Below are 23632 nucleotides of genomic sequence, written 5' to 3'. Positions count from 1 at the left end.
AGTATTCCTGTATTAGTCAAACTCCAGTTCCACCTGCTCCGAACCAATGAGGCCACGGAGATCGTTTAACAAACGATCGCTCGGAGAGACACGCCACGTCGCGCCAAAACGCAACCGTGCACGTGCATCCGCCCTCTGATAGTAGAGATGTACTGGAATTGTCCCAGAGCGGTGGGGTTCCAGAGACTGACGGAGTCGGTTTAAAAGCTGGTCATCAATTTGCCTGTCCGTCAGCGAGATAGCAAGCCCGCGAGCATATTTTTCCCGGGCTTCGTCAATATCCATCACTTCGCGAGCGGTCATTTTAAGCCCACCGCTGAAGTCATCAAAGCTGACCTGTCCGCTGACGATAAGTATGCGGTCTTTTTCCAGCAATTGCTGGTATTTATCCAGGGCGTCAGTAAATAACATCACTTCCAGCCGCCCGGAACGGTCATCCAGCGTGCAGATACCGATACGATTGCCGCGCTTGGTGACCATAACCCGCGCGGCAACAACGAGCCCCGCAGCCGTGGTGACTTTACCACGTTCTGTCGGGTGCATGTCTTTCAGCCTTACGCCTCCGACATAACGCTCAATCTCTTTTAAATACTGGTTGATCGGGTGGCCCGTCAGGTACAGACCCAACGTTTCGCGCTCCCCATCTAACACCACCTGCTCCGGCCACGGCTGGCAGCTAGCGTAGGATTGTTCAATTTGTTCCGGCTCTTCTGCCAGCACGCCGAACATATCGGCCTGGCCGATGGCTTCCGCTTTCGCGTGTTGATCTGCCGCTTTTAACGCATCGCCCAGCGAGTTCATTAACGCCGCGCGGTGTGGCCCCAGGCGGTCAAATGCCCCTGACATGATCAGTTTTTCCAGCACCCGCCGGTTCAGTTTTTTGGTGTCGGTACGGGCGCAAAGATCAAACAGTTCGCGGAAGTAGCCACCTTTATTACGGGCTTCGATGATGGCCTCAATTGGCCCTTCACCCACCCCTTTGATAGCGCCAATACCATACACGATTTCCCCGTCATCGTTGACGTGGAAATGGTAAAGACCGGAGTTTATATCTGGCGGCAGGATTTTAAGGCCCATCCGCCAGCACTCATCCACCAGGCCAACCACTTTCTCGGTATTGTCCATATCGGCAGTCATTACCGCCGCCATAAACTCTGCCGGATAGTGCGCTTTCAGCCATAACGTTTGATAAGACACCAAAGCATAGGCCGCAGAGTGCGATTTGTTAAATCCGTAACCCGCAAATTTCTCTACCAGGTCGAAGATTTTCATCGCCAGTTCGGCATTGATGCCGTTCTTTTCTGCACCTTCGGCAAAAACAGAACGCTGCTTGGCCATCTCTTCCGGCTTTTTCTTACCCATCGCACGACGCAGCATATCCGCGCCGCCGAGGGTATAGCCAGAAAGTACCTGGGCAATCTGCATTACCTGTTCCTGATACAGGATAATACCGTAAGTTGGCTCCAGAACCGGTTTCAGGCTTTCATGCTGCCACTGCACGTCTGGGTAGGAGATCTCCTCGCGACCATGTTTACGGTCGATAAAGTTATCCACCATCCCTGATTGCAACGGACCTGGGCGGAACAGCGCCACCAGTGCGATCATATCTTCGAAGCAGTCAGGTTGTAGACGCTTGATCAAATCTTTCATGCCGCGCGATTCAAGCTGGAATACCGCTGTGGTTTCCGAGCGTTGCAGCATGTCGAAACTTTTCTTGTCATCCAGCGGGATCGCGGCGATATCCAGCGGCGGCTCGCCATTTTTCGCCCGCCGCTTGTTGATCATCTCCAGCGCCCAGTTGATGATGGTGAGAGTACGCAGGCCGAGGAAGTCGAACTTCACCAGTCCGGCGTATTCAACGTCGCTTTTATCAAACTGAGTGACCGGATGTTTGCCTTCTTCATCGCAATAAAGCGGCGCAAAATCGGTAATTTTGGTCGGCGCGATAACCACCCCACCGGCGTGTTTACCCGCGTTACGGGTAACCCCTTCCAGTTTACGCGCCATGTCGATCAGCGCCTTAACTTCTTCATCCGCTTCGTAAATTTCTGGCAACTGCGGCTCGGCTTCAAACGCTTTCGCCAGCGTCATCCCCGGATCTGGCGGGATCAGTTTCGAGATACGATCGACAAAGCCATACGGATGCCCCAGCACGCGACCTACGTCGCGGATCACCGCTTTTGCCGCCATCGTACCGAAGGTGATGATCTGCGATACCGCATCGCGACCGTACATGTCCGCCACATGTTCGATAACCTGGTCGCGTTTCTCCATACAGAAGTCAACGTCGAAGTCAGGCATGGAGACACGTTCCGGGTTAAGGAAACGTTCGAACAGCAGGTCAAATTCTAGCGGATCGAGGTCAGTGATTTTCAGCGCGTAGGCCACCAGTGACCCCGCACCGGAACCACGGCCAGGCCCTACCGGTACACCGTTATCCTTCGACCACTGGATAAATTCCATAACGATGAGGAAGTAGCCAGGGAAGCCCATCTGGTTGATAACCTGGAGTTCAGTATCCAGACGCTCGTCATATTCCGGGCGGCGCTTAAGACGTTCTTCTTCGTCAGGGAATAAAAATGCCAGACGCTCTTCCAGACCTTCTTTTGCTCGCTTAACCAGATAATCTTCGGTGCTCATGTCCCCGGTCGGGAACTGCGGCAGGAAGTATTCACCAAGACGCACGGTCACGTTACAACGTTTGGCAATCTCCACGGTGTTAGCAAGAGCTTCCGGGATGTCGGCAAACAGCTCGCACATCTCCTCTTCGCTACGCATATATTGCTGCGGCGAATAGTTACGCGGACGTTTGGGATCGTCGAGGGTAAAGCCGTCGTGGATCGCGACGCGGATTTCGTGCGCGTCGAAATCACTGCTGTCAATAAAGCGCACGTCGTTGGTTGCCACAACAGGCAAACCGCGCCTTTCCGCCAGTTCCACCGCCGCGTGCAAATAGCTTTCTTCATCCGGCCTGCCGGTGCGAATCAATTCGAGAAAATAGCGATCCGGGAAGTGCTCTTCATAAAACGCGACACACTCATCTACCAGTGCGCTGTTACCACGCAAAAGGCTGCGCCCGACGTCGCCCATGCGTCCGCCGGAGAGGAGGATCAACCCTTCGTTTAATTCGATAAGCCAGTCGCGATCGATGATCGGCCCGGCGGCACCATACCCGCGCTGATACGCTTTTGAGATCAGCAACGTCAGATTCTGATAGCCGGTATTGTTCGCCGCCAGCACCGTCAGGTGGGTTAACTCATCACCCAGCAGGTCGCACTGGACATTAAAATCCGCCCCGACGATAGGCTTAATCCCTGCGCCATGTCCCGCTCCGTAGAACTTCACCAGACCGCAAAGGTTGGTGAAATCAGTGATCGCCAGTGCCGGCATCCCCAACGCCGCCGCCTTTTTTACCAGCGGCGCGGTTTTTGCCAGACCATCGATCATCGAGTAGTCGCTGTGCACCCGTAGGTGAACGAAACGTGGTTCAGACATCTTCAGATTCCGGTTTACTTAATCTCGACACAAGAATCAGGACGCAAGTCCCAGTGCGCGTTTGACAGGGCCAAAGCTGCGCCGATGGTGTTCGGTCGCACCGTGTTCAGCCAGTTTTTCCAGATGAAAAGCCGTTGGATACCCTTTGTGTTGGGCAAATCCATATTGTGGGTAAATGATGTCCAGCTCCGCCATTTCAGCATCGCGTGTCACTTTCGCCAGGATAGACGCCGCACTGATTTCCGGCACGCGACTGTCGCCTTTAACAACCGCCATCGATGGCATCGGTAATTTCGGGCAGCGGTTACCATCAATCAACACATATTCCGGCGCAATATGCAGCCCCGCTACGGCACGCTGCATCGCCAGCATGGTTGCGTGTAAAATATTCAGTTCGTCGATTTCATGAGGTTCCGCGCGACCCAGACTCCAGCTTAACGCCTTCTCTTTGATCTCTTCACAGAGCGCCAGACGGCGTTTTTCACTCAGCTTTTTGGAATCATTCAACCCGACAATCGGGCGCGCCGGATCGAGGATCACGGCAGCGGTAACGACCGCACCGACCAACGGCCCGCGCCCAACTTCATCCACACCTGCAACAAGCTGCGTATGCGGATAAACAAATTCGATCATTGTGCTAACTCCAGAACGGCCTGCGCCGCCTGCTCATCGGCATTGCAGCGGATCTGCTGATGCAGCTCGCGGAAAGTGTCGTGCATCGCATGGCTGGTTTTACCATTCGCCAACAGCGGTAACAGCGCCGCAGCCAGTTTTTGCGGCTCACACTCTTCCTGCAATAACTCTTTGACTAACTCTCTGCCCGCCAGCAAATTTGGCAGTGAGACATAATCAGTTTTCACCAGCCGTTTCGCCAGCCAGAAGGTGAAAGGCTTCATACGATAGCCCACCACCATCGGACATTTCGCCAGCATACACTCCAGTGCTGCCGTGCCCGACGCCAGTAGCGCCGCATCGCTGGCGACCATCGCCTCACGGCCCATCCCATCCAGCAAATGAACCGACAGGTCTGGCGCGACTTCAGCTTTGATGCGTTCAAACTGCTCGCGGCGTTTGGCATTCACCAGCGGCACCACAATCTCAAGATCCGGATATGTCTGGCGCAAAAGCTGGGCCGTTTTCAGGAAATCGGCACTAAGCATTTCGACTTCCGCGCCACGGCTCCCCGGCAGCAACGCCAGGCAGTGGGCATCGTGAGGGATCCCCAACACATCTCGTGCGGCATTTTTATCTGGATCTAACGGCATGGCATCAGCCATTGTGTGGCCGATAAAACGGCACGGCACGTTGTATTTGTCGTAAAACGCTTTTTCGAAAGGCAGAAATGCGAGGACTAAATCAGTGGCTCTGCCTATTTTGAAAACGCGTTTCTGTCGCCACGCCCACACGGACGGACTGACATAATGAATGGTTTTGATACCCTGCTTTTTGAGGTTACCTTCGAGGGTAATATTGAAGTCAGGCGCATCAATGCCAACAAAAACATCTGGCTTCAGTTCGCCAAAACGCTTTGTCAGATCGGCACGAATATGCAGTAAGCGACGCAGACGACCAAGCACTTCAACAATGCCCATCACCGCCAGTTCTTCCATTTCGTACCAGGCTTCGCAGCCTTCAGCCTGCATCCGTGGCCCGGCAACACCGACAAAGCGGGCGTTGGGCACACGTTCTTTCAGAGCGCGGATTAAACCGGCCCCCAGGATATCGCCGGAGGTTTCTCCGGCGACCAGGGCAATCGTTAATGGACGCTGTTCAGCCATTAACGAATCAGACCGCGCGTTGAGCGAGCAAAGAAATCGGCAAAGGCTTTCACTTCCGGATGCGTTTCCGCCAGTTCAGCAATTTCCGGTTTCACTTCATCAAGCGTTTTACCGCTGCGATAAATCAGCTTGTACGCATTGCGGATAGCGGTAATCGCCTCACGGCTGAATCCGCGGCGCTTCAGCCCTTCGATATTGACACCGAACGGCGTTGCGTGGTTACCCTGCGCAATGACATAAGGAGGGACGTCCTGTGCCACACCGGAGCAACCGCCAACCATCACATGCGCACCAATGATGCAGAACTGATGGACTGCGGTCATGCCGCCGATGATCGCAAAGTCGTCTACCGATACGTGCCCCGCCAGCGTTGCGTTGTTGGCGAGAATGCAGCGGTTACCTACCGTACAATCGTGCGCAATGTGCGCATTGATCATCAGTAAGTTGTCGCTGCCCACCTTCGTCAATCCACCGCCCTGGACTGTGCCACGATGAATGGTGACGCTTTCGCGAATGCGGTTACGATCGCCAATCTCTACACGGGTCGGTTCGCCAGCATATTTCAGATCCTGGTTAACTTCACCGATGGAGGCGAACTGATAAATCTCATTGTCGCGGCCAATTTTAGTATGACCATTCACGACAACGTGAGATTTCAGTACGGTATTCTCACCAATTTCGACATGGGGTCCAACGATACAAAAAGGACCAATGTGAGCGTTGGCACCAATCGACGCGCCCTCTTCCACAATGGCGGTTGGATGCACAAAGGCGGATTTATCAATCACGTATCAGGCCTCCCGGCTACGAGCACACATCATCGTTGCTTCGCAAACTACCTTACCGTCGACCAGAGCAACCCCTTTAAAACGGGTCAGGCCACGGCGCGTTTTTTCGAAAGTGACTTCCATGATCATTTGATCGCCTGGTACAACCGGGCGCTTGAAGCGCGCTTCATCAATACCGGCGAAGTAGTAAAGCTCACCCGGTTCCAGTTTTCCTACGCTTTTAAACGCCAGAATACCTGTTGCCTGTGCCATAGCTTCCAGAATCAGCACTCCCGGGAAAATCGGTTTTCCAGGGAAATGGCCCTGGAAGAATGGCTCATTGACAGAGACATTTTTAACTGCGCGCAGAAAACGACCTTCTTCAAAATCCAGCACGCGATCCACCAGTAAGAATGGGAAACGGTGCGGTAGAAGTTCTAAAATCTCTTCAATCTGCAGAGTATGAGTGTTAGTAGTCAAGATACTCTTCCTGTCAAAATATAAGAAACGATAATAATAACACGGCCTGCCGCAATCGTAAGAATGAGACAGGCCGTAAAGTTTGGCGAACAATAGATGGAACGTTAGTCTTGCTGATTAACCTTGCGCTCAAGCGATTTCAGACGCTTGCTCATATCATCAATGTTCATCACCAGTGCAGCGGTTTTGCGCCAGACTTTGTTGGGTTGCAGCGGAATGCCTGAGGAATAGACGCCAGGTTCAGTAATAGGACGCATCACCATACCCATGCCCGTAACCGTCACTTTATCGCATATTTCCATATGCCCGTTGATTACGCTGGCACCGCCGATCATGCAGTAACGACCAATTTTCAGGCTGCCCGCCATAATGACGCCACCGGCAACCGCCGTATTGTCGCCAATCACGACGTTATGTGCAATCTGACACTGATTATCAATGATCACGCCATTGCCGATCACCGTGTCATCCAGCGCGCCGCGATCGATGGTAGTACAGGCACCAATCTCCACGCGATCGCCAATAATCACGCGACCAATCTGTGGGATCTTCACCCAGTTACCACGATCGTTGGCATAGCCAAAGCCGTCTGCACCGATCACAGTTCCGGATTGGATCAGGCAATTCTGACCGATCTGGATCTCATGGTAAATGGTTACGTTCGCCCAAAGGCGCGAACCTGCGCCGATTTTGCTGTTTTTACCAACGAAGCAACCGGCACCGATAATCACGTTATCACCCAGCTCAACGCCGGACTCAATGACCGCGTTAGCGCCAATTGAGACGTTGTTACCCAGCTTCGCCGTTGCATCAATCACCGCACTTGGTGCAATGTTCTGCGCGGGCTGCGGCGTGGTATCTAAAATTTGCGCCATGCGCGCGTAAGTCAGGTAGGGATTCTTCACTACCAGTGCGGCACTTTTCGCGAAAGGAAGATCGTCCTGGGTCATCACAACCGCGGACGCCTGGCACAAGCCTAAATGTTCACGGTATTTAGGATTAACCATGAACGTAATATGACCTGTTTGTGCAGATTGCATGGACGCAACGCCGGTGATGACGATATCGCCATCACCGTGTAGTTCTGCATCCAACTGCTGCGCTAAATCAGCCAGTCGAATTGAAGGCATTACTTATTTAACCTGTTTCAGTACGTCGGCAGTGATGTCTTTTACATCGCTGCTGTTGTAAGCAACGGCGTTTGCATCAACAACCAGATCGATGCTCTGGCTGCTGGCAACGGATTTCACAGCAGTCTGGATACGAGTAACCAGTTTGCCGCGTTCTTCGTTGGAACGACGTGCGCGATCTTGTTCAAAAGCCTGCGCTTTCTGAGCAAAAGTCTGGCGCTGAGCCATCACGTCTTTTTCCAGCTTAGTACGATCGCTACCGGCTTTCATGGACTGCAGCTTTTTCATTTTAGCCTGCAGATCGGTTTCCATACGCTGCAGTTCGCTGGCACGGCCTTTGAACTCATTTTCCAGCGTGTTAGAAACACCGGTTTTCTGTGCTACCTGCTGGAACAGGCTACCCATATTGACGATTGCAATTTTGTCAGCCGCCTGAGCAGAAGTTGCCAGTGCTAAACCGAGACCTGCAGCTAATAACCACTTTTTCACAATAAACTCCTTACCATCCCATTTGCACCGGAAGGTGCAGTTCTTTGCGTGGCCCGGCGATCTTATAAAGATCGCCAAAAGTCATCGCTACACTACCACTACATTCCTTTGTGGAGAACACTTACCAGGTTTTACCAATGTTAAACTGGAACTGTTCTGCTTTGTCTCCATCGTACTTTTTGAACGGCTGGGCGTAGGAGAACACCAACGGCCCCAATGGGGACATCCATTGTAATGCGATACCCGCAGACATACGGATATTGCTTGGATCACTATAGTCCGGATATCCAGAATATTGGCTGGAATCCCAGTTTGTATCCCAAACAGTACCCATATCCCAGAAGAAGGAAGTGCGGACTGAGTTAGCATACTTGTCGCTAATGAACGGTGTCGGGGTGATGAGTTCGAGGCTGGCAACCGCCATGGCGTTACCGCCTACGGCATCATCCGATTTACACAGATCTTTTGCGCCGTCCTGAGTCGCACATTCGTAGTCGTAGTCCGGATCATAATTACTGGCCTGATGCGGGAAGTAAACCGCTTTCGGACCAATGGTGTTGGACTGGAAGCCACGCACGGTGCTGGAACCACCGGCATAGAAGTTTTCATAGAACGGCATCTCTTTGCCGCCTAAGCCATCACCGTAACCCCAACGAGTACGGCCCAGCACAACCCATTTGTGATCGTCGTCGATCGGCACATAGGTCGCCGTGTCTAACGTCACTTTGTAGTATTCGTTATCCGATCCCGGAATGGTCACTTTACCCGTCAGGTTGACACGCGAACCATCCGTCGGGAAGTAACCACGGTCGAGCTTGTTATAGGTCCAGCCATAGTTGAACGTGAAGTCGTCCGTTTTGAAGCTGTTATCTTGATCAGAGGTGCTCGGATGTTCACCCATAGAGTAGAGATAACGCCACATCGCGACCTGCGGCTGCATGTTAGACAAGGAGTTATGTACATAACCCAGACCTGCACGCAGCGAGTTGTATTCGTTAACCGGGAAGCCTAACGTCACGTCTGTACCATAACTCTTGTTGGTATAGTCGGACAGGTCGGCGTCATCTGCCTGGAAGTCATTATAGAAGACACGACCACCAAGGCTTACGCCATCTACAGTGAAGTATGGGTTGGTAACGGACAGTTCAGCATAGGTCTGGTAATCGTTTTTAGTACCGTTAATACCAACAGCATAACCCGTACCTAACCAGTTATCCTGCTGTACGCCCGCCTGGAAGCTCACGCCACTTTCTGTACCGTAACCAATACCGAAGTTGAAGCTACCGGTGTTACGTTCTTTGACCTTGTAAACCACATCAACCTGGTCCGGACTACCCGGGACACGTTGGGTATCGGTATCAACCGTTTCAAAGAAGCCCAGACGATTCAGACGTTCTTTACCCTGATCAACCAGATCGCTGCCTAACCAGGCACCTTCCATCTGGCGCATTTCACGGCGCAGGACGGCATCTTTCGATGTGTCGTTACCTTCAAAACGGATCTTACGCACGTAGAAACGGTTACCCGCATCGACATTCACACGTAATTTAACGGTTTTGTCGGCATCGTTAATTTCAGGCATCGACTGTACGCGCGGATAGGCATAACCATAGCGACCGAGAAGCTTTTTAATATCATCTTCCATTTTGGTCACTTTGGTGCCGTTATACAGCTCACCCGGCTCGATTTTCGTCAGTTGCTCAATTTCAGCGGAGTGGCCGGCAAGATTGCCGCTCACTTCAACACCAGAGAGCTTATACTGATCGCCTTCGGTGATGTTCACCGTGACGTAGATACCTTTCTTATCCGGCGTCAGACTGACCTGAGTCGAGTCAATGTTGAAACGGGCATAACCGCGATCCAGATAGTAACTGCGCAGGGTTTCAAGATCGCCCGCCAGTTTCTGTTTCTGGTATTTACGATCACCTACCACGTTCCACCACGGCACTTCGTCACGCAGTTGGAAATGAGAGATCAGTTCGTCGGTGGTGAAAGCATGGTTACCAACAATGTTGATTTGCTGGATTTCTGCTGACACACCTTCCTGGAACACCAGTTTAAGGTCAACACGGTTACGCGGCAGTGGTGTCACGACAGCTTTTACGCTGGCGCTGTATTTACCGACGCTGTAGTAGAAGTCTTCCAGACCTTTTTCGATATCAGCAATGGTGGTGCGATCAAGAGATTCGCCCACACGCACGCCAGAAGCCTCGAGGTTTTGCTTCAGCATGTCATCTTTCACCGATTTGTTACCGGAGAAAGTGATGCTGGCAATGGTCGGACGTTCTTTTACCTGAACCAGAAGGGTATCACCATCACGAAGGACGCGAACATCCTCAAAGTTGCCGGTAGCAAACAGAGCGCGAATGGTATTACTGATATCTTCATCATTAACCGTGTCGCCTGTGCGCACCGGCATACTGAGGAGGGCCGCACCAACGGCGACACGCTGAAGGCCTTCGAAATGAATGTCTTTCACTACGAACCCTTCAGCACCGTATACGGTGGCGCTGCTAAACAGCAGCGACGCTATGAGCAACTTTTTCATCGCCATCGTTATTATGCGTTCTTCCTAACTAACTCTCATAACCGAGAGAAATCATTGAAAAGTGCAAGCCCCATTAACAACACCAGCAGAATCGAGCCAATGCGATAACAAAAGTCTTGAACCCGCTCGGATACCGGTCCGCCCTTGATCTTTTCGATCGCAAGGAACAGCAGATGCCCCCCGTCAAGTACGGGCAACGGAAACAGGTTAATTATCCCTAAGTTCACGCTAATAAGCGCAAGAAACGGCAGATAATAAACAACCCCGAGTTCCGCTGTCATCCCAGCCCCCTTGGCGATAGAGATCGGCCCACTGAGGTTGTTCAGTTTCACATCACCGGTGATCAATTTTCCCAGCATACTGACCGTCAGCTTCATCAACTGCCACGTTTTGTCCGTGGCTTCGACGATGGCGTTGAACGGCCCATACTGGCGTACAACTTTATACTCATCTGGCAAAGGAATGACTTTCGGCTCAATACCGACAAAGCCAATCGCCTTGCCATTACCCGGTTTGCTCTCCGGGACTAATGTTAAAGACAAGGGACTCCCCTGCCTTTCAATTTCCAACGCTAAGGCTTTACCCGGGTTATCCCGGACAAGCATCACAAACGCCACCCATTGCGTTAATGGCTGACCATCGACTTTAACGATCCTGTCGCCTGCTTGCAAACCCGCCTTGCTTGCCGCTGAGTTTGGCTGCACATTTTCCAGTACAGGTTCAATTTGCGGCCCACGGGGACGAATCCCCAAAGAAGATACAGGATCTTCTTTATCAGGCTCAAACGCCCAGTGACGTAAATCGAGCCTTACATCGCGTCGCTGGTCGCTGCCGAATGGTGCTACGGTAACGGTGGTACTTTCATCGCCAATTTTATCGACCAACTGCAAACGCACAGCATCCCAATCAGGCGTTTCGATACCATCAACGGCTTTTAGTTCCGTACCTGGTGCAATTTGTGCTTGCGCAGCTATCGAGTTGGGCAATATTTCGCCAACCACCGGACGAACACCAGGCACGCCAATGATAAAAACCAGCCAGTAGGCAAAGATAGCAAAAATGAAGTTTGCAACCGGACCTGCGGCTATAATCGCCGCACGTTGGCCGACAGATTTATTATTGAAGGCCTGGTGGCGGAGTTCCGGAACAACCGGTTCTGCGCGCTCATCCAGCATTTTGACATAACCGCCCAACGGGATCAGGGCGATGACATATTCAGTGCCTGACTTATCAGTCCGGCGCCAGAGCGCCTTACCAAAGCCTATCGAGAATCGCTCAACGCGGACACCACAACGCCGGGCAACCCAGAAATGACCAAATTCATGCACGGTGATAAGCACACCCAGTGCAACGATGAACGAAGCCAAATCCCAGAGAAAACTCAGCATAATACCTTCCGTCAAAGCGTCCTGAATACCAGCAACAACAGACAAGCAAAGACCGGCACCGCAGCCGTCAGGCTATCAATACGATCCAAAATACCGCCGTGTCCTGGAATTAAATGACCGCTGTCCTTAATTCCTGCTTCACGCTTAAACATGCTCTCGGTCAAGTCGCCTAACACTGAGGCTAACGCCGCGACAATAGAGCAAATGAGTAAGGTGATAGGTGCAACGTTCAAATTCGCCCACATGCCGTAACCCCATGAGATTACCGCTGCGGTCGCGAGTCCGCCAATAAAGCCCTGCCAGGTCTTGCCTGGAGAAACCTTCGGTGCCAACTTATGTTTGCCAAACAATTTGCCAAACATATATGCGCCAGAGTCGGCTCCCCAGACCAGGATCATGACATAGAGCAGCCATATCGCGCCACTGTAATGATTCTCGTCATAGTGCCATGTCCGTAACGCCAGCATGCCCCAAAAGAAGGGAACAATGGTTAATACACCAAAGATAATGCGCAATGTTTTGGAGTTTCGCCAGATTGCCGCAGAACCGGGGTAGAATAACACCAATAACAACGCAGCAACCCACCAGCCAAGCGAAGCCCAAAGCGAGACTTCAACCAGCGGTTGATGGATATTTCGGTGATATTCTGGCAACAGAAAAAGCATCAGCGCCAGCAATAACCCGCACAGCACCGCCAGCCATACCCGCTGCGAGCGAGTGGTAAAACCGCTAAGCTGTCCCCATTCCCACGCTGCCAGCATACAGACCACCAGCGTAACAATAGCGAACCCCACCGGCGGCAACAGAAACAGTGCCGCGATGACTACGGGTATTAAAACAAAAGCAGATATCAGGCGATACTTCAGCAAAAGCGACCCCCATCAGGCTGTTTCATCACCAGGCTCGGTGCCGCCGAAACGACGCTCTCGATTAGCAAAGGCATTTAACGCCCCTTCAAAGTCTTGTTCATCGAAATCGGGCCAGAGAACATCTGTAAAGTAAAGTTCGGCATAGGCAATTTGCCAAAGCAAAAAGTTACTAATGCGATGCTCTCCCCCAGTCCTAATTACTAAATCTACAGGGGCCAGTTCATGCATACAGACATGCTGGTTTAGCATCTCTTCATCTATCTGATCCGGTTGCAGATTTCCTTGCTGCACCTTTTCAGCCAGTTGCCTGACGCCCTGGACTATATCCCAACGTCCACCGTAGTTCGCCGCAATATTCAACGTCAGACCGGTATTCCCGGCAGTTAACGCTTCAGATTTACGAATACGTTCTTGCAAACGCGAGTTAAAGCGACTGGTATCGCCAATAATACGCAGACGCACGTTATGCCGATGCAGGCTTTTTACTTCACTATCAAGCGCCCACACAAACAGTTCCATTAACGCACTGACTTCCTGCGCTGGTCGGTTCCAGTTTTCACTACTAAAGGCATACAGCGTTAACGCCTCAATACCGTTGTTGGCCGCAAAAGAGACCGCCCGACGGACCGATTTAGCCCCGGCTTTATGCCCGAAGGCACGAATTTTCCCTTGCTTTTTTGCCCAGCGCCCGTTGCCATCCATAATGATCGCGACATGGCGACAGCCATGAACTGGCAATTTTTCGCTAAGTGGTTGAGTAGCAGACAACATCACGCGTTTCTTATTCCCTGAAAGGGTTTACGGTACTCAGGAATACTGAAGCCTATACAAAAAAAAGCCGTGTCAAACCACGGCATACCTGACCTTAGAAAGCCAACTACTTACGATCAGATGGCGCAGACTATATCACTGAAGCCCTACGCTAACAAATAGCACGACTCTCTGTAGCCGGATTATCCTCAGCTTGCGAGACGCATCACCTCTTTTCTGGCGACCTCGCGCGCATTGACATCAACAGACAACACATCGTCCACGCATTGTGGTTCGCGCATATCCATTTTTTCCAGCACGGATAAATTCAACGCGGCGATATCCGTAAAACGAATCCGTTGCGCAAGGAAGGCTGCAACACTAATTTCGTTTGCGGCGTTCAATGCCGTCGTCGCAGCCTGGCCTTGTTCAAACGCATCCATCGCCAGTTTCAGACATGGATAACGTTCATAATCCGGTGCGGAAAATGTCAACGCACTCAGTTTGCAAAAATCGAGCGGCTTCACGCCAGAGTTCACGCGATTCGGCCATGCCATGGTGTGGGCAATTGGCGTTCGCATGTCGGGTTCACCCAACTGCGCCAGAACACTGCCGTCCTGATAACGCACCATTGAGTGAATCACTGACTGCGGATGAATCAGCACTTCCATCTGGCTGGCGCTAGCGTTAAACAACCAGCGCGCTTCAATGTATTCCAGACCTTTGTTCATCATGGTGGCCGAATCGACGGAAATTTTACGTCCCATCGACCAGTTCGGATGACGACAAGCTTGATCTGGCGTCATTGTTGCCAAATCACGCAATGGCGTCTCACGGAAAGGGCCACCAGACCCGGTAAGTAAAATGGACACCACGCCATTTTGCTCAAGGTCAGCGTATCCCAGATTGTGCTGAATAGGTTGCGGTAAACTCTGAAAAATGGCGTTGTGTTCGCTATCGACGGGTAATAACTGCGCTTTGCTCTGCTTTACGGCGTCCATGAACAGACGTCCACAGGTGACCAGTGATTCTTTGTTTGCCAGCAGTATGGTTTTACCCGCGCGGATCGCGGCAAGCGTAGGTAGCAGGCCTGCGGCACCGACAATCGCAGCCATCACCTGATCAACATCGTCAAGCGCCGCCATATCGCAAGCAGCCTGCTGGCCACTTAAGACTTCGGTGCGGCTACCTTGTAGTTGTAGTGTCGTTTTAAGAAGTTTCGCACTCGCTTCATCGTCCATAACAGCATAGCGGGGAGAGAATTCCAGGCACTGTTCTACCATACGAGTGACATTTTTTCCTGCCACCAGCGCAACTACGCGGAAGTGTTCGGGATTATGGCGCACCACGTCCAGCGTGCTGCAACCAATCGAGCCGGTCGAGCCCAGAATGGTGAGTTGCTTCATGAAACATCCAGAGTTGAGACAGAATAAAAAGCAAAACGCCGCCAGCCGATCCGCAAGGATCTACTGAGCGGCGTTTTTGTCGTTCAAGAAATCAGAACTGCATCAGTTCTGCTTCTTTGTCTGCCAGCGCCGCTTCAATTTTCTTGATTGCAGCGTCAGTCAGTTTCTGTACATCGTCTTGAGAACGGCGATCATCATCTTCGCTGATCTCTTTTTCTTTCAACAGTGCTTTCACTTTGTCGTTCGCGTCACGGCGCACGTTACGCACCGCAACACGTGCTTGTTCTGCTTCACCACGAACGATTTTGGTCAGATCTTTACGACGTTCTTCCGTCAGCGGAGGCAGTGGAACACGAATGTCGCTACCCGCAGAATTCGGGTTCAGGCCGAGGTCGGACGCCATAATCGCTTTTTCAACGGCCGGAGACATTGAACGGTCAAACACGTTGATTTTCAGTGTACGGGAATCTTCTACCGTTACGCTTGCCAGTTGACGCAGCGGCGTCGGCGTGCCGTAATATTCCACGACAATGCCATCCAGCAGGCTGGGAGAAGCACGACCCGTGCGTATTTTGCTGATTTGGGTTTTGAACGCTTCTACGCATTTGTCCATGCGTACTTCAGCATCTTTTCTGATATCGCTAATCACGTTACGAATCCTTGAAAACTTGTCTCAGTCAGACCAGACAGTCACACACAGTGGAAGTGTGCTAAGTATAGCCCTGATTAAACATATTACGGGTAATCGTCTGGATTATTAGACTATTTTATTTGCCATTTTGACCCTGGGCAGTGCTCGCAATCCTCACGTACTTTTGTACGCTCCGGTTGTTGCGCGCTGGCCGTGACCAAACTGCCTGAAACAATAACGCCTTATAATCAGACTTACGCCCCCGCGATACTTATGCGGAATCTTACCCTTATTTATCCATTACGGGAATTATTCCGTAATCAAAGTCCCTTCTTTTTCACCCATTACCACACGGCGCAGCGCACCCGGTTTGTTCATGTTGAAAACACGAATCGGTAATTTGTGGTCACGAGCCAGCGTAAAGGCAGCCAGGTCCATCACTTTCAGTTCTTTCTCCAGCACTTCACTGTAGGTCAACTGCTCGTACATAGTTGCAGTTGGATCTTGCGCCGGGTCAGCGGTAAACACACCGTCAACTTTGGTTGCTTTCAGCACCACATCGGCTTCAATTTCGATACCACGCAGGCAAGCTGCAGAGTCAGTGGTGAAGAATGGGTTACCAGTACCGGCAGAGAGGATCACCACACGGTTATTACGCAACAGGCTGATAGCTTCGGCCCAACTGTAGCTGTCACACACGCCATTCAATGGAATAGCGGACATCAGACGAGCGTTCACATAGGCGCGGTGCAGTGCATCACGCATTGCCAGGCCGTTCATCACGGTCGCCAGCATGCCCATGTGGTCGCCCACAACGCGGTTCATACCCGCTTTCGCCAGACCAGCACCACGGAACAGGTTACCCCCACCAATCACCACACCAACCTGAATACCCAGTTCAACCAGTTCTTTGATTTCCTGAGCCATGCGATCCAGTATGCTTGCATCAATACCGAAGCCTTCAGTGCCCTGCAGAGCTTCGCCACTTAACTTAAGCAGAATGCGTTTATAGACGGGTTTTGCATTGGTAGCCATGTTTCTTTCCTGAGACTGTCAACGATTGAAATGAATTAATACTGGCGACATTGTACGTCGCTTTTCAGCGCAGCCCCATAAGGGTTAGCTGAATTTACAAGATGGGCGCAAAAAGAAGCCGCCCTCAGGCGGCTCCTTTTCGATAATTAAGACTGCTTGGACATCGCAGCAACTTCTGCTGCAAAGTCAGTCTCAACTTTCTCGATGCCTTCACCCACTTCGAAGCGGATGAAGCCAGTCACTTCAGCGTTATGCTCTTTCAGCAGTTGACCAACAGTTTTTGCCGGTTCCATAACGAACGGCTGACCGGTCAGAGAAACTTCGCCGGTGAATTTCTTCATGCGGCCTTCAACCATTTTCTCTGCGATTTCTTTCGGCTTACCAGACTGCATCGCGATGTCCAACTGTACCTGGTATTCTTTCTCTACCACTTCAGCGGATACGTCTTCCGGTTTGATGAATTCTGGTTTGCTTGCAGCAACATGCATAGCGATGTGTTTAACCAGCTCTTCGTCAGCGCCTTTAGCAGCAACCAGAACGCCGATACGCGCGCCGTGCTGATAAGAACCCAGAACGTCGCCTTCCAGCGCAGCAACACGGCGAATGTTGATGTTTTCACCGATTTTCGCTACCAGCGCAACACGTTCTTCTTCGAACTGTGCTTTCAGAACTTCAACGTCAGTGATTTTGCCAGCAACCGCTGCGTCCAGCACTTTGTCTGCGAACGCCTGGAAACCAGCATCTTTTGCCACGAAGTCAGTCTGGCAGTTAACTTCCAGAATGATGCCGTAGTTGCCGTCGATTTTGGTTTTGATCACGCCGTCAGCAGCAACGTTGCCTGCTTTTTTCGCTGCTTTGATCGCACCAGACTTACGCATGTTTTCGATTGCCAGCTCGATGTCGCCGTTAGCTTCAGTCAGTGCTTTTTTGCAATCCATCATGCCTGCGCCAGTACGCTCACGCAGCTCTTTTACCAGGGATGCGGTAATTTCAGCCATTCTAAAATCCTCGGAGATGTGATCTGCCCGGAATTAAACCGCACAGATATAAAAGTGAAAAAGGGGGCCATATGCAGGCCCCCTAACCAAACGTGTACTACCTGGTCTATAAGGGCTCTCCCCTTCATATTTCAAGCTGCAGGCGCGTTGTCTTCGCTCGCTCACTCAGGTCACTTACTTAAGTAAGCTCTCTGGGATTCTCGAGCTTGCCGCCTTCCTGCAACTCGAACTATTTCGGGGGAGTTATCAAGCCTTATTACTCAGCTTCTACGAAGCTTTCTTCCGCCTGGGAAGCCAGATCCTGAGAACGGCCTTCACGAACGGTTGCAGCAACAGCGCCCAGGTACAGGGTTACAGCACGGATTGCGTCGTCGTTACCCGGGATAACGAAGTCAACACCGTCCGGATCAGAGTTGGTATCAACGATAGCAAATACCGGAATACCCAGGTTGTTTGCTTCTTTGATAGCAATGTGTTCGTGGTCAGCATCGATTACAAACAGAGCGTCCGGCAGACCGCCCATGTCTTTGATACCGCCCAGGCTGTTTTCCAGTTTCTCCAGCTCACGAGTGCGCATCAGCGCTTCTTTCTTGGTCAGCTTGTCGAAAGTACCGTCCTGAGACTGAGTTTCCAGATCTTTCAGACGTTTGATGGACTGACGAACGGTTTTCCAGTTAGTCAGCATACCGCCCAGCCAGCGATGGTTCACGAAGAACTGGTCGCAGCTCAGAGCAGCGTCTTTCACCGCTTCGCTTGCAGCGCGTTTAGTACCAACGAAAAGGATTTTACCTTTGCGAGAAGCAATCTTGTTCAGTTCAGCCAGAGCTTCGTTGAACATCGGTACAGTTTTCTCAAGGTTGATGATGTGAACTTTGTTACGCGCACCGAAAATGAACGGCTTCATTTTCGGGTTCCAGTAACGGGTCTGGTGACCGAAGTGAACACCAGCCTTGAGCATGTCGCGCATGGAAACAGTTGCCATGATTAAAACCTCTATATAAAAGTTGGGGTTATGCCTCCACGTATCCCATATTACCGACCCCAAAGGGCACCCCGGAATATGTGCCGATACGTGTGTGTTGTTACACAAAGTGAGATTGTCGCTTCCGTCCAGTCTGTGTATACGAAATGGATCGGAAGTCCGGCGCGCTTTATACCACAAATACGCCGTGGACTCCAATAATTGTTGGTGCGGTGTACAACATCACACGATGAATTTTCTATTACAGGAAACCCTCGGTGGCACGTTTCGCGAAGTTCAGAATGATTCTCAATTTGGCAGGGTGTGATACCATTGACAGCACTTAAATATATATTGTCGGTATCACCGACGCTGATGGACAGAATTAATGGCTATCTCAATCAAGACCCCTGAAGATATCGAAAAAATGCGCGTCGCTGGCCGCCTGGCTGCCGAAGTGCTGGAAATGATCGAACCGTATGTTAAACCGGGCGTCAGCACCGGCGAACTGGATCGCATCTGTAATGATTATATTGTTAATCAGCAACACGCAGTTTCTGCCTGCCTCGGCTATCACGGTTATCCGAAATCCGTTTGCATTTCTATTAATGAAGTGGTGTGCCACGGTATCCCGGACGACGCCAAACTGCTGAAAGACGGCGACATCGTTAACATTGACGTCACCGTAATCAAAGATGGTTTCCACGGCGACACCTCAAAAATGTTTATCGTCGGTAAACCAACCATCATGGGCGAACGCCTGTGTCGCATTACGCAAGAGAGCCTGTATCTGGCGCTGCGTATGGTAAAACCGGGCATTAATCTGCGTGAAATCGGCGCGGCAATTCAGAAATTTGTCGAAGCAGAAGGCTTCTCCGTCGTTCGTGAATATTGCGGGCACGGCATTGGTCGCGGCTTCCATGAAGAGCCGCAAGTGCTGCACTATGACTCCCCAGAAACCAACGTCGTGCTGAAACCGGGGATGACCTTCACCATCGAGCCAATGGTCAACGCGGGTAAAAAAGAGATCCGCACCATGAAAGATGGCTGGACGGTAAAAACCAAAGATCGCAGCTTGTCTGCACAATACGAGCATACTATTGTAGTGACCGATAACGGCTGTGAAATTCTGACGCTACGCAAGGATGACACCATCCCGGCGATAATCTCGCACGACGAATAAGAGGAAGACAAACGCAAAATTGCCTGATGCGTCCTACCTTCTCCATTTGCAAGAAGTTGTAGGCCGGATAAGGCGTTCACGCCGCATCCGGCATGAACAAAGCGTACTTTGTCAACAATCTGAAGCCGGCGAATGCCGGCTTTTTTAATGCGATAATTTAATCTTATGGGTGGCGCACAATGAATACCCTTCCAGAACAGTACGCAAACACCGCTCTCCCCACCCTTCCCGGTCAACCGCAAAACCCTGGCGTCTGGCCCCGTGATGAATTAACCGTCTGTGGAATAAAAGCCCATATCGACACTTTCCAGCGTTGGCTGGGCGATGCCTTTGACAGCGGGATTTCTGCGGAACAATTGATTGAGGCGCGCACTGAGTTTATCGACCAGCTCCTGCAACGTTTATGGATAGAAGCGGGTTTCAGCCAGATTGCCGATCTGGCGCTGGTTGCCGTCGGTGGCTATGGTCGCGGCGAGTTACATCCGCTTTCAGATATCGATTTACTGATCTTAAGTCGTAAAAAACTCCCGGACGATCAGGCGCAAAAAGTGGGCGAACTGTTAACGCTGCTCTGGGATGTGAAGCTGGAAGTCGGTCATAGCGTGCGCACCCTTGAAGAGTGTATGTTGGAAGGGTTATCGGATTTAACCGTCGCCACCAATTTAATTGAATCACGTCTGTTGATTGGCGATGTGGCGCTATTTCTCGAACTGCAAAAGCATATTTTCAGCGAAGGATTCTGGCCTTCTGACAAGTTCTACGCGGCGAAAGTTGAGGAGCAAAACCAGCGCCACCAGCGTTATCACGGCACCAGTTACAACCTCGAACCAGATATCAAAAGCAGCCCCGGCGGCTTGCGTGATATCCACACCCTGCAATGGGTCGCCCGCCGACATTTCGGTGCTACATCGCTGGATGAAATGGTGGGGTTTGGCTTCTTAACGTCTGCGGAGCGGGCGGAATTAAACGAGTGTCTGCATATATTGTGGCGCATTCGCTTTGCCCTGCATCTGGTCGTTAGCCGTTACGATAACCGACTGCTGTTTGATCGCCAGTTAAGCGTCGCCCAGCGTCTGAATTACAGTGGCGAAGGTAACGAACCGGTCGAACGAATGATGAAGGATTATTTCCGCGTCACGCGTCGCGTCAGCGAACTCAACCAGATGCTGCTGCAACTGTTCGATGAAGCCATCCTCGCCCTCCCCGCAGATGAAAAACCACGTCCGATTGACGATGAATTTCAGCTACGTGGTACGCTGATCGACCTACGCGATGAAACGCTGTTTATGCGCCAGCCGGAAGCCATCTTGCGCATGTTTTATACCATGGTGCGCAATAGCGCGATCACTGGTATTTACTCCACCACGCTGCGTCAGTTGCGCCATGCCCGGCGCCATCTGCAACAACCGCTGTGTAATATTCCGGAAGCGCGAAAACTGTTTTTAAGCATTCTTCGACACCCTGGCGCAGTGCGTCGCGGACTTTTGCCAATGCATCGTCATAGCGTGCTCGGTGCCTATATGCCGCAGTGGTCGCATATCGTCGGGCAGATGCAGTTTGACTTGTTCCACGCTTACACAGTGGATGAACACACCATTCGCGTGATGCTGAAACTGGAAAGTTTTGCCAGTGAAGAGACGCGCCCTCGCCACCCGTTGTGTGTGGATGTCTGGCCACGCCTGCCATCGCCGGAGCTGATTTTCATCGCCGCATTGTTTCATGATATCGCCAAAGGACGCGGCGGCGATCACTCCATACTCGGCGCACAAGACGTGGTGAATTTTGCTGAACTCCACGGGCTGAACTCGCGCGAAACGCAACTGGTGGCCTGGCTGGTTCGCCAGCACTTGCTAATGTCGGTAACCGCTCAGCGCCGTGATATTCAGGACCCGGAAGTCATCAAACAGTTTGCCGAAGAAGTACAAACGGAAAATCGTCTGCGCTATCTGGTATGCCTGACGGTGGCTGATATTTGTGCCACTAACGAAACGCTGTGGAATAGCTGGAAGCAAAGTCTGTTGCGTGAGCTCTATTTTGCTACCGAAAAGCAGCTACGACGCGGAATGCAAAATACGCCGGATATGCGCGAACGGGTTCGCCATCACCAGCTTCAGGCGCTGGCTCTGTTGCGCATGGATAACATCGACGAAGAGGCGCTGCACCAAATTTGGTCGCGCTGTCGCGCTAACTATTTTGTCCGCCATAGCCCAAATCAACTGGCCTGGCACGCGCGCCATTTATTACAGCACGATTTAAGTAAGCCGCTGGTATTACTTAGCCCGCAAGCCACGCGCGGTGGCACCGAGATTTTTATCTGGAGCCCGGACCGCCCATACCTGTTTGCCGCCGTTTGTGCCGAGTTAGACCGTCGCAATTTAAGCGTTCATGACGCGCAAATTTTCACCACCCGCGACGGTATGGCGATGGATACCTTCATCGTGCTGGAGCCAGATGGCAGCCCTCTGTCCACTGATCGCCATGAAGTTATTCGTTTTGGTCTGGAGCAGGTACTGACACAAAGTAGCTGGCAGCCACCTCAGCCGCGTCGTCAACCCGCCAAACTGCGTCATTTTACCGTTGAAACCGAAGTGACGTTTTTGCCAACCCATACCGACCGAAAATCATTCCTCGAGCTGATTGCTCTCGACCAGCCTGGACTGCTGGCACGGGTAGGGAAAATTTTTGCCGATCTGGGAATTTCGCTTCATGGTGCCAGAATTACAACCATTGGTGAGCGAGTAGAAGATTTATTCATAATCGCCACCGCTGACCGACGTGCACTTAATAACGAGTTGCAGCAGGAAGTACATCAGCGGTTGACAGAGGCCCTCAATCCAAACGATAAAGGGTGATGTGTTTACTGATATGAAAAGAGTTTAACAATGCAGCAGTTACAGAACATTATTGAGACCGCTTTTGAACGCCGTGCCGAGATCACGCCAGCCAATGCAGACACCGTTACCCGCGAAGCGGTAAATCAGGTGATCGCCCTGCTGGATTCCGGCGCACTGCGTGTTGCGGAAAAAATTGACGGTCAGTGGGTGACGCATCAGTGGTTAAAAAAAGCGGTGCTGCTCTCTTTCCGTATTAATGATAATCAGGTGGTAGAAGGAGCAGAAAGCCGCTACTTCGATAAAGTGCCGATGAAATTCGCCAACTACGACGAAGCACGTTTCCAGAAAGAAGGCTTCCGCGTGGTGCCACCCGCGGCAGTGCGTCAGGGTGCGTTTATCGCCCGTAACACTGTGCTGATGCCGTCTTATGTCAACATCGGTGCATACGTTGATGAAGGTACGATGGTTGATACCTGGGCCACAGTCGGTTCCTGTGCGCAGATTGGTAAAAACGTGCACCTGTCTGGCGGTGTAGGCATCGGTGGTGTGCTGGAGCCGCTGCAGGCTAACCCGACCATCATTGAAGATAACTGCTTCATCGGCGCGCGTTCTGAAGTCGTTGAAGGCGTAATTGTCGAAGAAGGTTCCGTTATTTCCATGGGCGTATACATCGGTCAGAGCACCCGTATTTACGACCGTGAAACGGGTGAAATCCACTATGGTCGCGTTCCGGCAGGTTCTGTAGTTGTTTCTGGCAACCTGCCGTCGAAAGATGGTAAATACAGCCTTTACTGTGCTGTTATTGTTAAGAAAGTTGACGCGAAAACCCGCGGTAAAGTCGGCATCAACGAACTGCTGCGTACCATCGATTAAGAGTATGTACACGGGCA

19 protein-coding genes are annotated in these 23632 nt (G+C 51.6%); 3 read left to right on the top strand and 16 right to left on the bottom strand.

Annotated features, from left to right (window positions below; genetic code table 11):
* Nucleotides 1–12: 12 nt before the first annotated feature.
* The 16 genes from dnaE to rpsB form a co-directional block, all read right to left on the bottom strand.
* Nucleotides 13–3495, bottom strand: a complete 3483-nt coding sequence (gene dnaE, locus A1WG_RS08350; RefSeq protein WP_001294787.1) for a DNA polymerase III subunit alpha — start codon at nucleotides 3493–3495, stop codon at nucleotides 13–15.
* A 36-nt stretch (nucleotides 3496–3531) separates the two neighbouring features.
* A complete protein-coding gene (gene rnhB, locus A1WG_RS08355) occupies nucleotides 3532–4128 on the bottom strand; it encodes a ribonuclease HII (RefSeq protein WP_000569435.1) in 597 nt (198 codons plus the stop codon).
* Nucleotides 4125–5273, bottom strand: a complete 1149-nt coding sequence (gene lpxB / locus A1WG_RS08360) for a lipid-A-disaccharide synthase (protein ID WP_000840596.1) — start codon at nucleotides 5271–5273, stop codon at nucleotides 4125–4127. Before lpxB ends, rnhB begins: the two co-directional genes overlap by 4 nt.
* Complete coding sequence (gene lpxA / locus A1WG_RS08365) at nucleotides 5273–6061, bottom strand: acyl-ACP--UDP-N-acetylglucosamine O-acyltransferase (protein ID WP_000565976.1); 789 nt, start codon at nucleotides 6059–6061, stop codon at nucleotides 5273–5275. Before lpxA ends, lpxB begins: the two co-directional genes overlap by 1 nt.
* A 3-nt stretch (nucleotides 6062–6064) precedes the next feature.
* Entirely contained in the window at nucleotides 6065–6520 is a 456-nt protein-coding gene (fabZ, locus tag A1WG_RS08370; protein WP_000210739.1) for a 3-hydroxyacyl-ACP dehydratase FabZ, read from the bottom strand.
* A gap of 104 nt (nucleotides 6521–6624) precedes the next feature.
* Nucleotides 6625–7650: a UDP-3-O-(3-hydroxymyristoyl)glucosamine N-acyltransferase gene (gene lpxD / locus A1WG_RS08375; RefSeq protein ID WP_001139277.1), complete on the bottom strand. Its 1026-nt coding sequence runs from the start codon at nucleotides 7648–7650 to the stop codon at nucleotides 6625–6627.
* A 3-nt stretch (nucleotides 7651–7653) separates the two neighbouring features.
* A complete protein-coding gene (gene skp / locus A1WG_RS08380; RefSeq protein ID WP_000758958.1) occupies nucleotides 7654–8139 on the bottom strand; it encodes a molecular chaperone Skp in 486 nt (161 codons plus the stop codon).
* Between the two features lie 121 nt (nucleotides 8140–8260).
* Complete coding sequence (gene bamA, locus A1WG_RS08385) at nucleotides 8261–10693, bottom strand: outer membrane protein assembly factor BamA (RefSeq protein ID WP_001240903.1); 2433 nt, start codon at nucleotides 10691–10693, stop codon at nucleotides 8261–8263.
* A gap of 29 nt (nucleotides 10694–10722) precedes the next feature.
* Complete coding sequence (rseP, locus tag A1WG_RS08390; RefSeq protein WP_000948226.1) at nucleotides 10723–12075, bottom strand: sigma E protease regulator RseP; 1353 nt, start codon at nucleotides 12073–12075, stop codon at nucleotides 10723–10725.
* An 11-nt stretch (nucleotides 12076–12086) separates the two neighbouring features.
* Nucleotides 12087–12944, bottom strand: a complete 858-nt coding sequence (cdsA, locus tag A1WG_RS08395; RefSeq protein WP_000922453.1) for a phosphatidate cytidylyltransferase — start codon at nucleotides 12942–12944, stop codon at nucleotides 12087–12089.
* A 12-nt stretch (nucleotides 12945–12956) separates the two neighbouring features.
* Nucleotides 12957–13715, bottom strand: a complete 759-nt coding sequence (ispU, locus tag A1WG_RS08400; protein ID WP_001517776.1) for a (2E,6E)-farnesyl-diphosphate-specific ditrans,polycis-undecaprenyl-diphosphate synthase — start codon at nucleotides 13713–13715, stop codon at nucleotides 12957–12959.
* A gap of 188 nt (nucleotides 13716–13903) precedes the next feature.
* Entirely contained in the window at nucleotides 13904–15100 is a 1197-nt protein-coding gene (gene ispC, locus A1WG_RS08405; RefSeq protein ID WP_001517775.1) for a 1-deoxy-D-xylulose-5-phosphate reductoisomerase, read from the bottom strand.
* A gap of 91 nt (nucleotides 15101–15191) precedes the next feature.
* The gene (gene frr, locus A1WG_RS08410) at nucleotides 15192–15749 is read right to left on the bottom strand and encodes a ribosome recycling factor (RefSeq protein WP_000622419.1); all 558 of its coding nucleotides are present in this window, start codon (nucleotides 15747–15749) and stop codon (nucleotides 15192–15194) included.
* Nucleotides 15750–16040: 291 nt separating this feature from the next.
* Entirely contained in the window at nucleotides 16041–16766 is a 726-nt protein-coding gene (pyrH, locus tag A1WG_RS08415; protein ID WP_000224575.1) for a UMP kinase, read from the bottom strand.
* Between the two features lie 146 nt (nucleotides 16767–16912).
* Nucleotides 16913–17764: a translation elongation factor Ts gene (gene tsf, locus A1WG_RS08420; protein ID WP_000818112.1), complete on the bottom strand. Its 852-nt coding sequence runs from the start codon at nucleotides 17762–17764 to the stop codon at nucleotides 16913–16915.
* Nucleotides 17765–18020: 256 nt separating this feature from the next.
* Complete coding sequence (gene rpsB, locus A1WG_RS08425; RefSeq protein WP_000246882.1) at nucleotides 18021–18746, bottom strand: 30S ribosomal protein S2; 726 nt, start codon at nucleotides 18744–18746, stop codon at nucleotides 18021–18023.
* A 367-nt stretch (nucleotides 18747–19113) separates the two neighbouring features.
* On the opposite strand from rpsB, the gene map reads away from it, so the two are divergent.
* The 3 genes from map to dapD all read left to right on the top strand — a co-directional run bounded on the left by map (nucleotide 19114) and on the right by dapD (nucleotide 23615).
* Complete coding sequence (gene map / locus A1WG_RS08430; protein WP_001018205.1) at nucleotides 19114–19908, top strand: type I methionyl aminopeptidase; 795 nt, start codon at nucleotides 19114–19116, stop codon at nucleotides 19906–19908.
* 179 nt (nucleotides 19909–20087) lie between these two features.
* Complete coding sequence (gene glnD, locus A1WG_RS08435; RefSeq protein WP_001517774.1) at nucleotides 20088–22760, top strand: bifunctional uridylyltransferase/uridylyl-removing protein GlnD; 2673 nt, start codon at nucleotides 20088–20090, stop codon at nucleotides 22758–22760.
* Between the two features lie 30 nt (nucleotides 22761–22790).
* Entirely contained in the window at nucleotides 22791–23615 is an 825-nt protein-coding gene (gene dapD / locus A1WG_RS08440; protein WP_001186657.1) for a 2,3,4,5-tetrahydropyridine-2,6-dicarboxylate N-succinyltransferase, read from the top strand.
* The last annotated feature ends 17 nt before the right edge of the window (nucleotides 23616–23632 follow it).

This window comes from Escherichia sp. KTE96 (assembly GCF_000408525.1).
Lineage (GTDB): Bacteria > Pseudomonadota > Gammaproteobacteria > Enterobacterales > Enterobacteriaceae > Escherichia > Escherichia marmotae.
The sequence above is the reverse complement of the archived record's forward strand: the minus strand, read 5'-3'. Positions and strand labels throughout refer to the sequence as shown.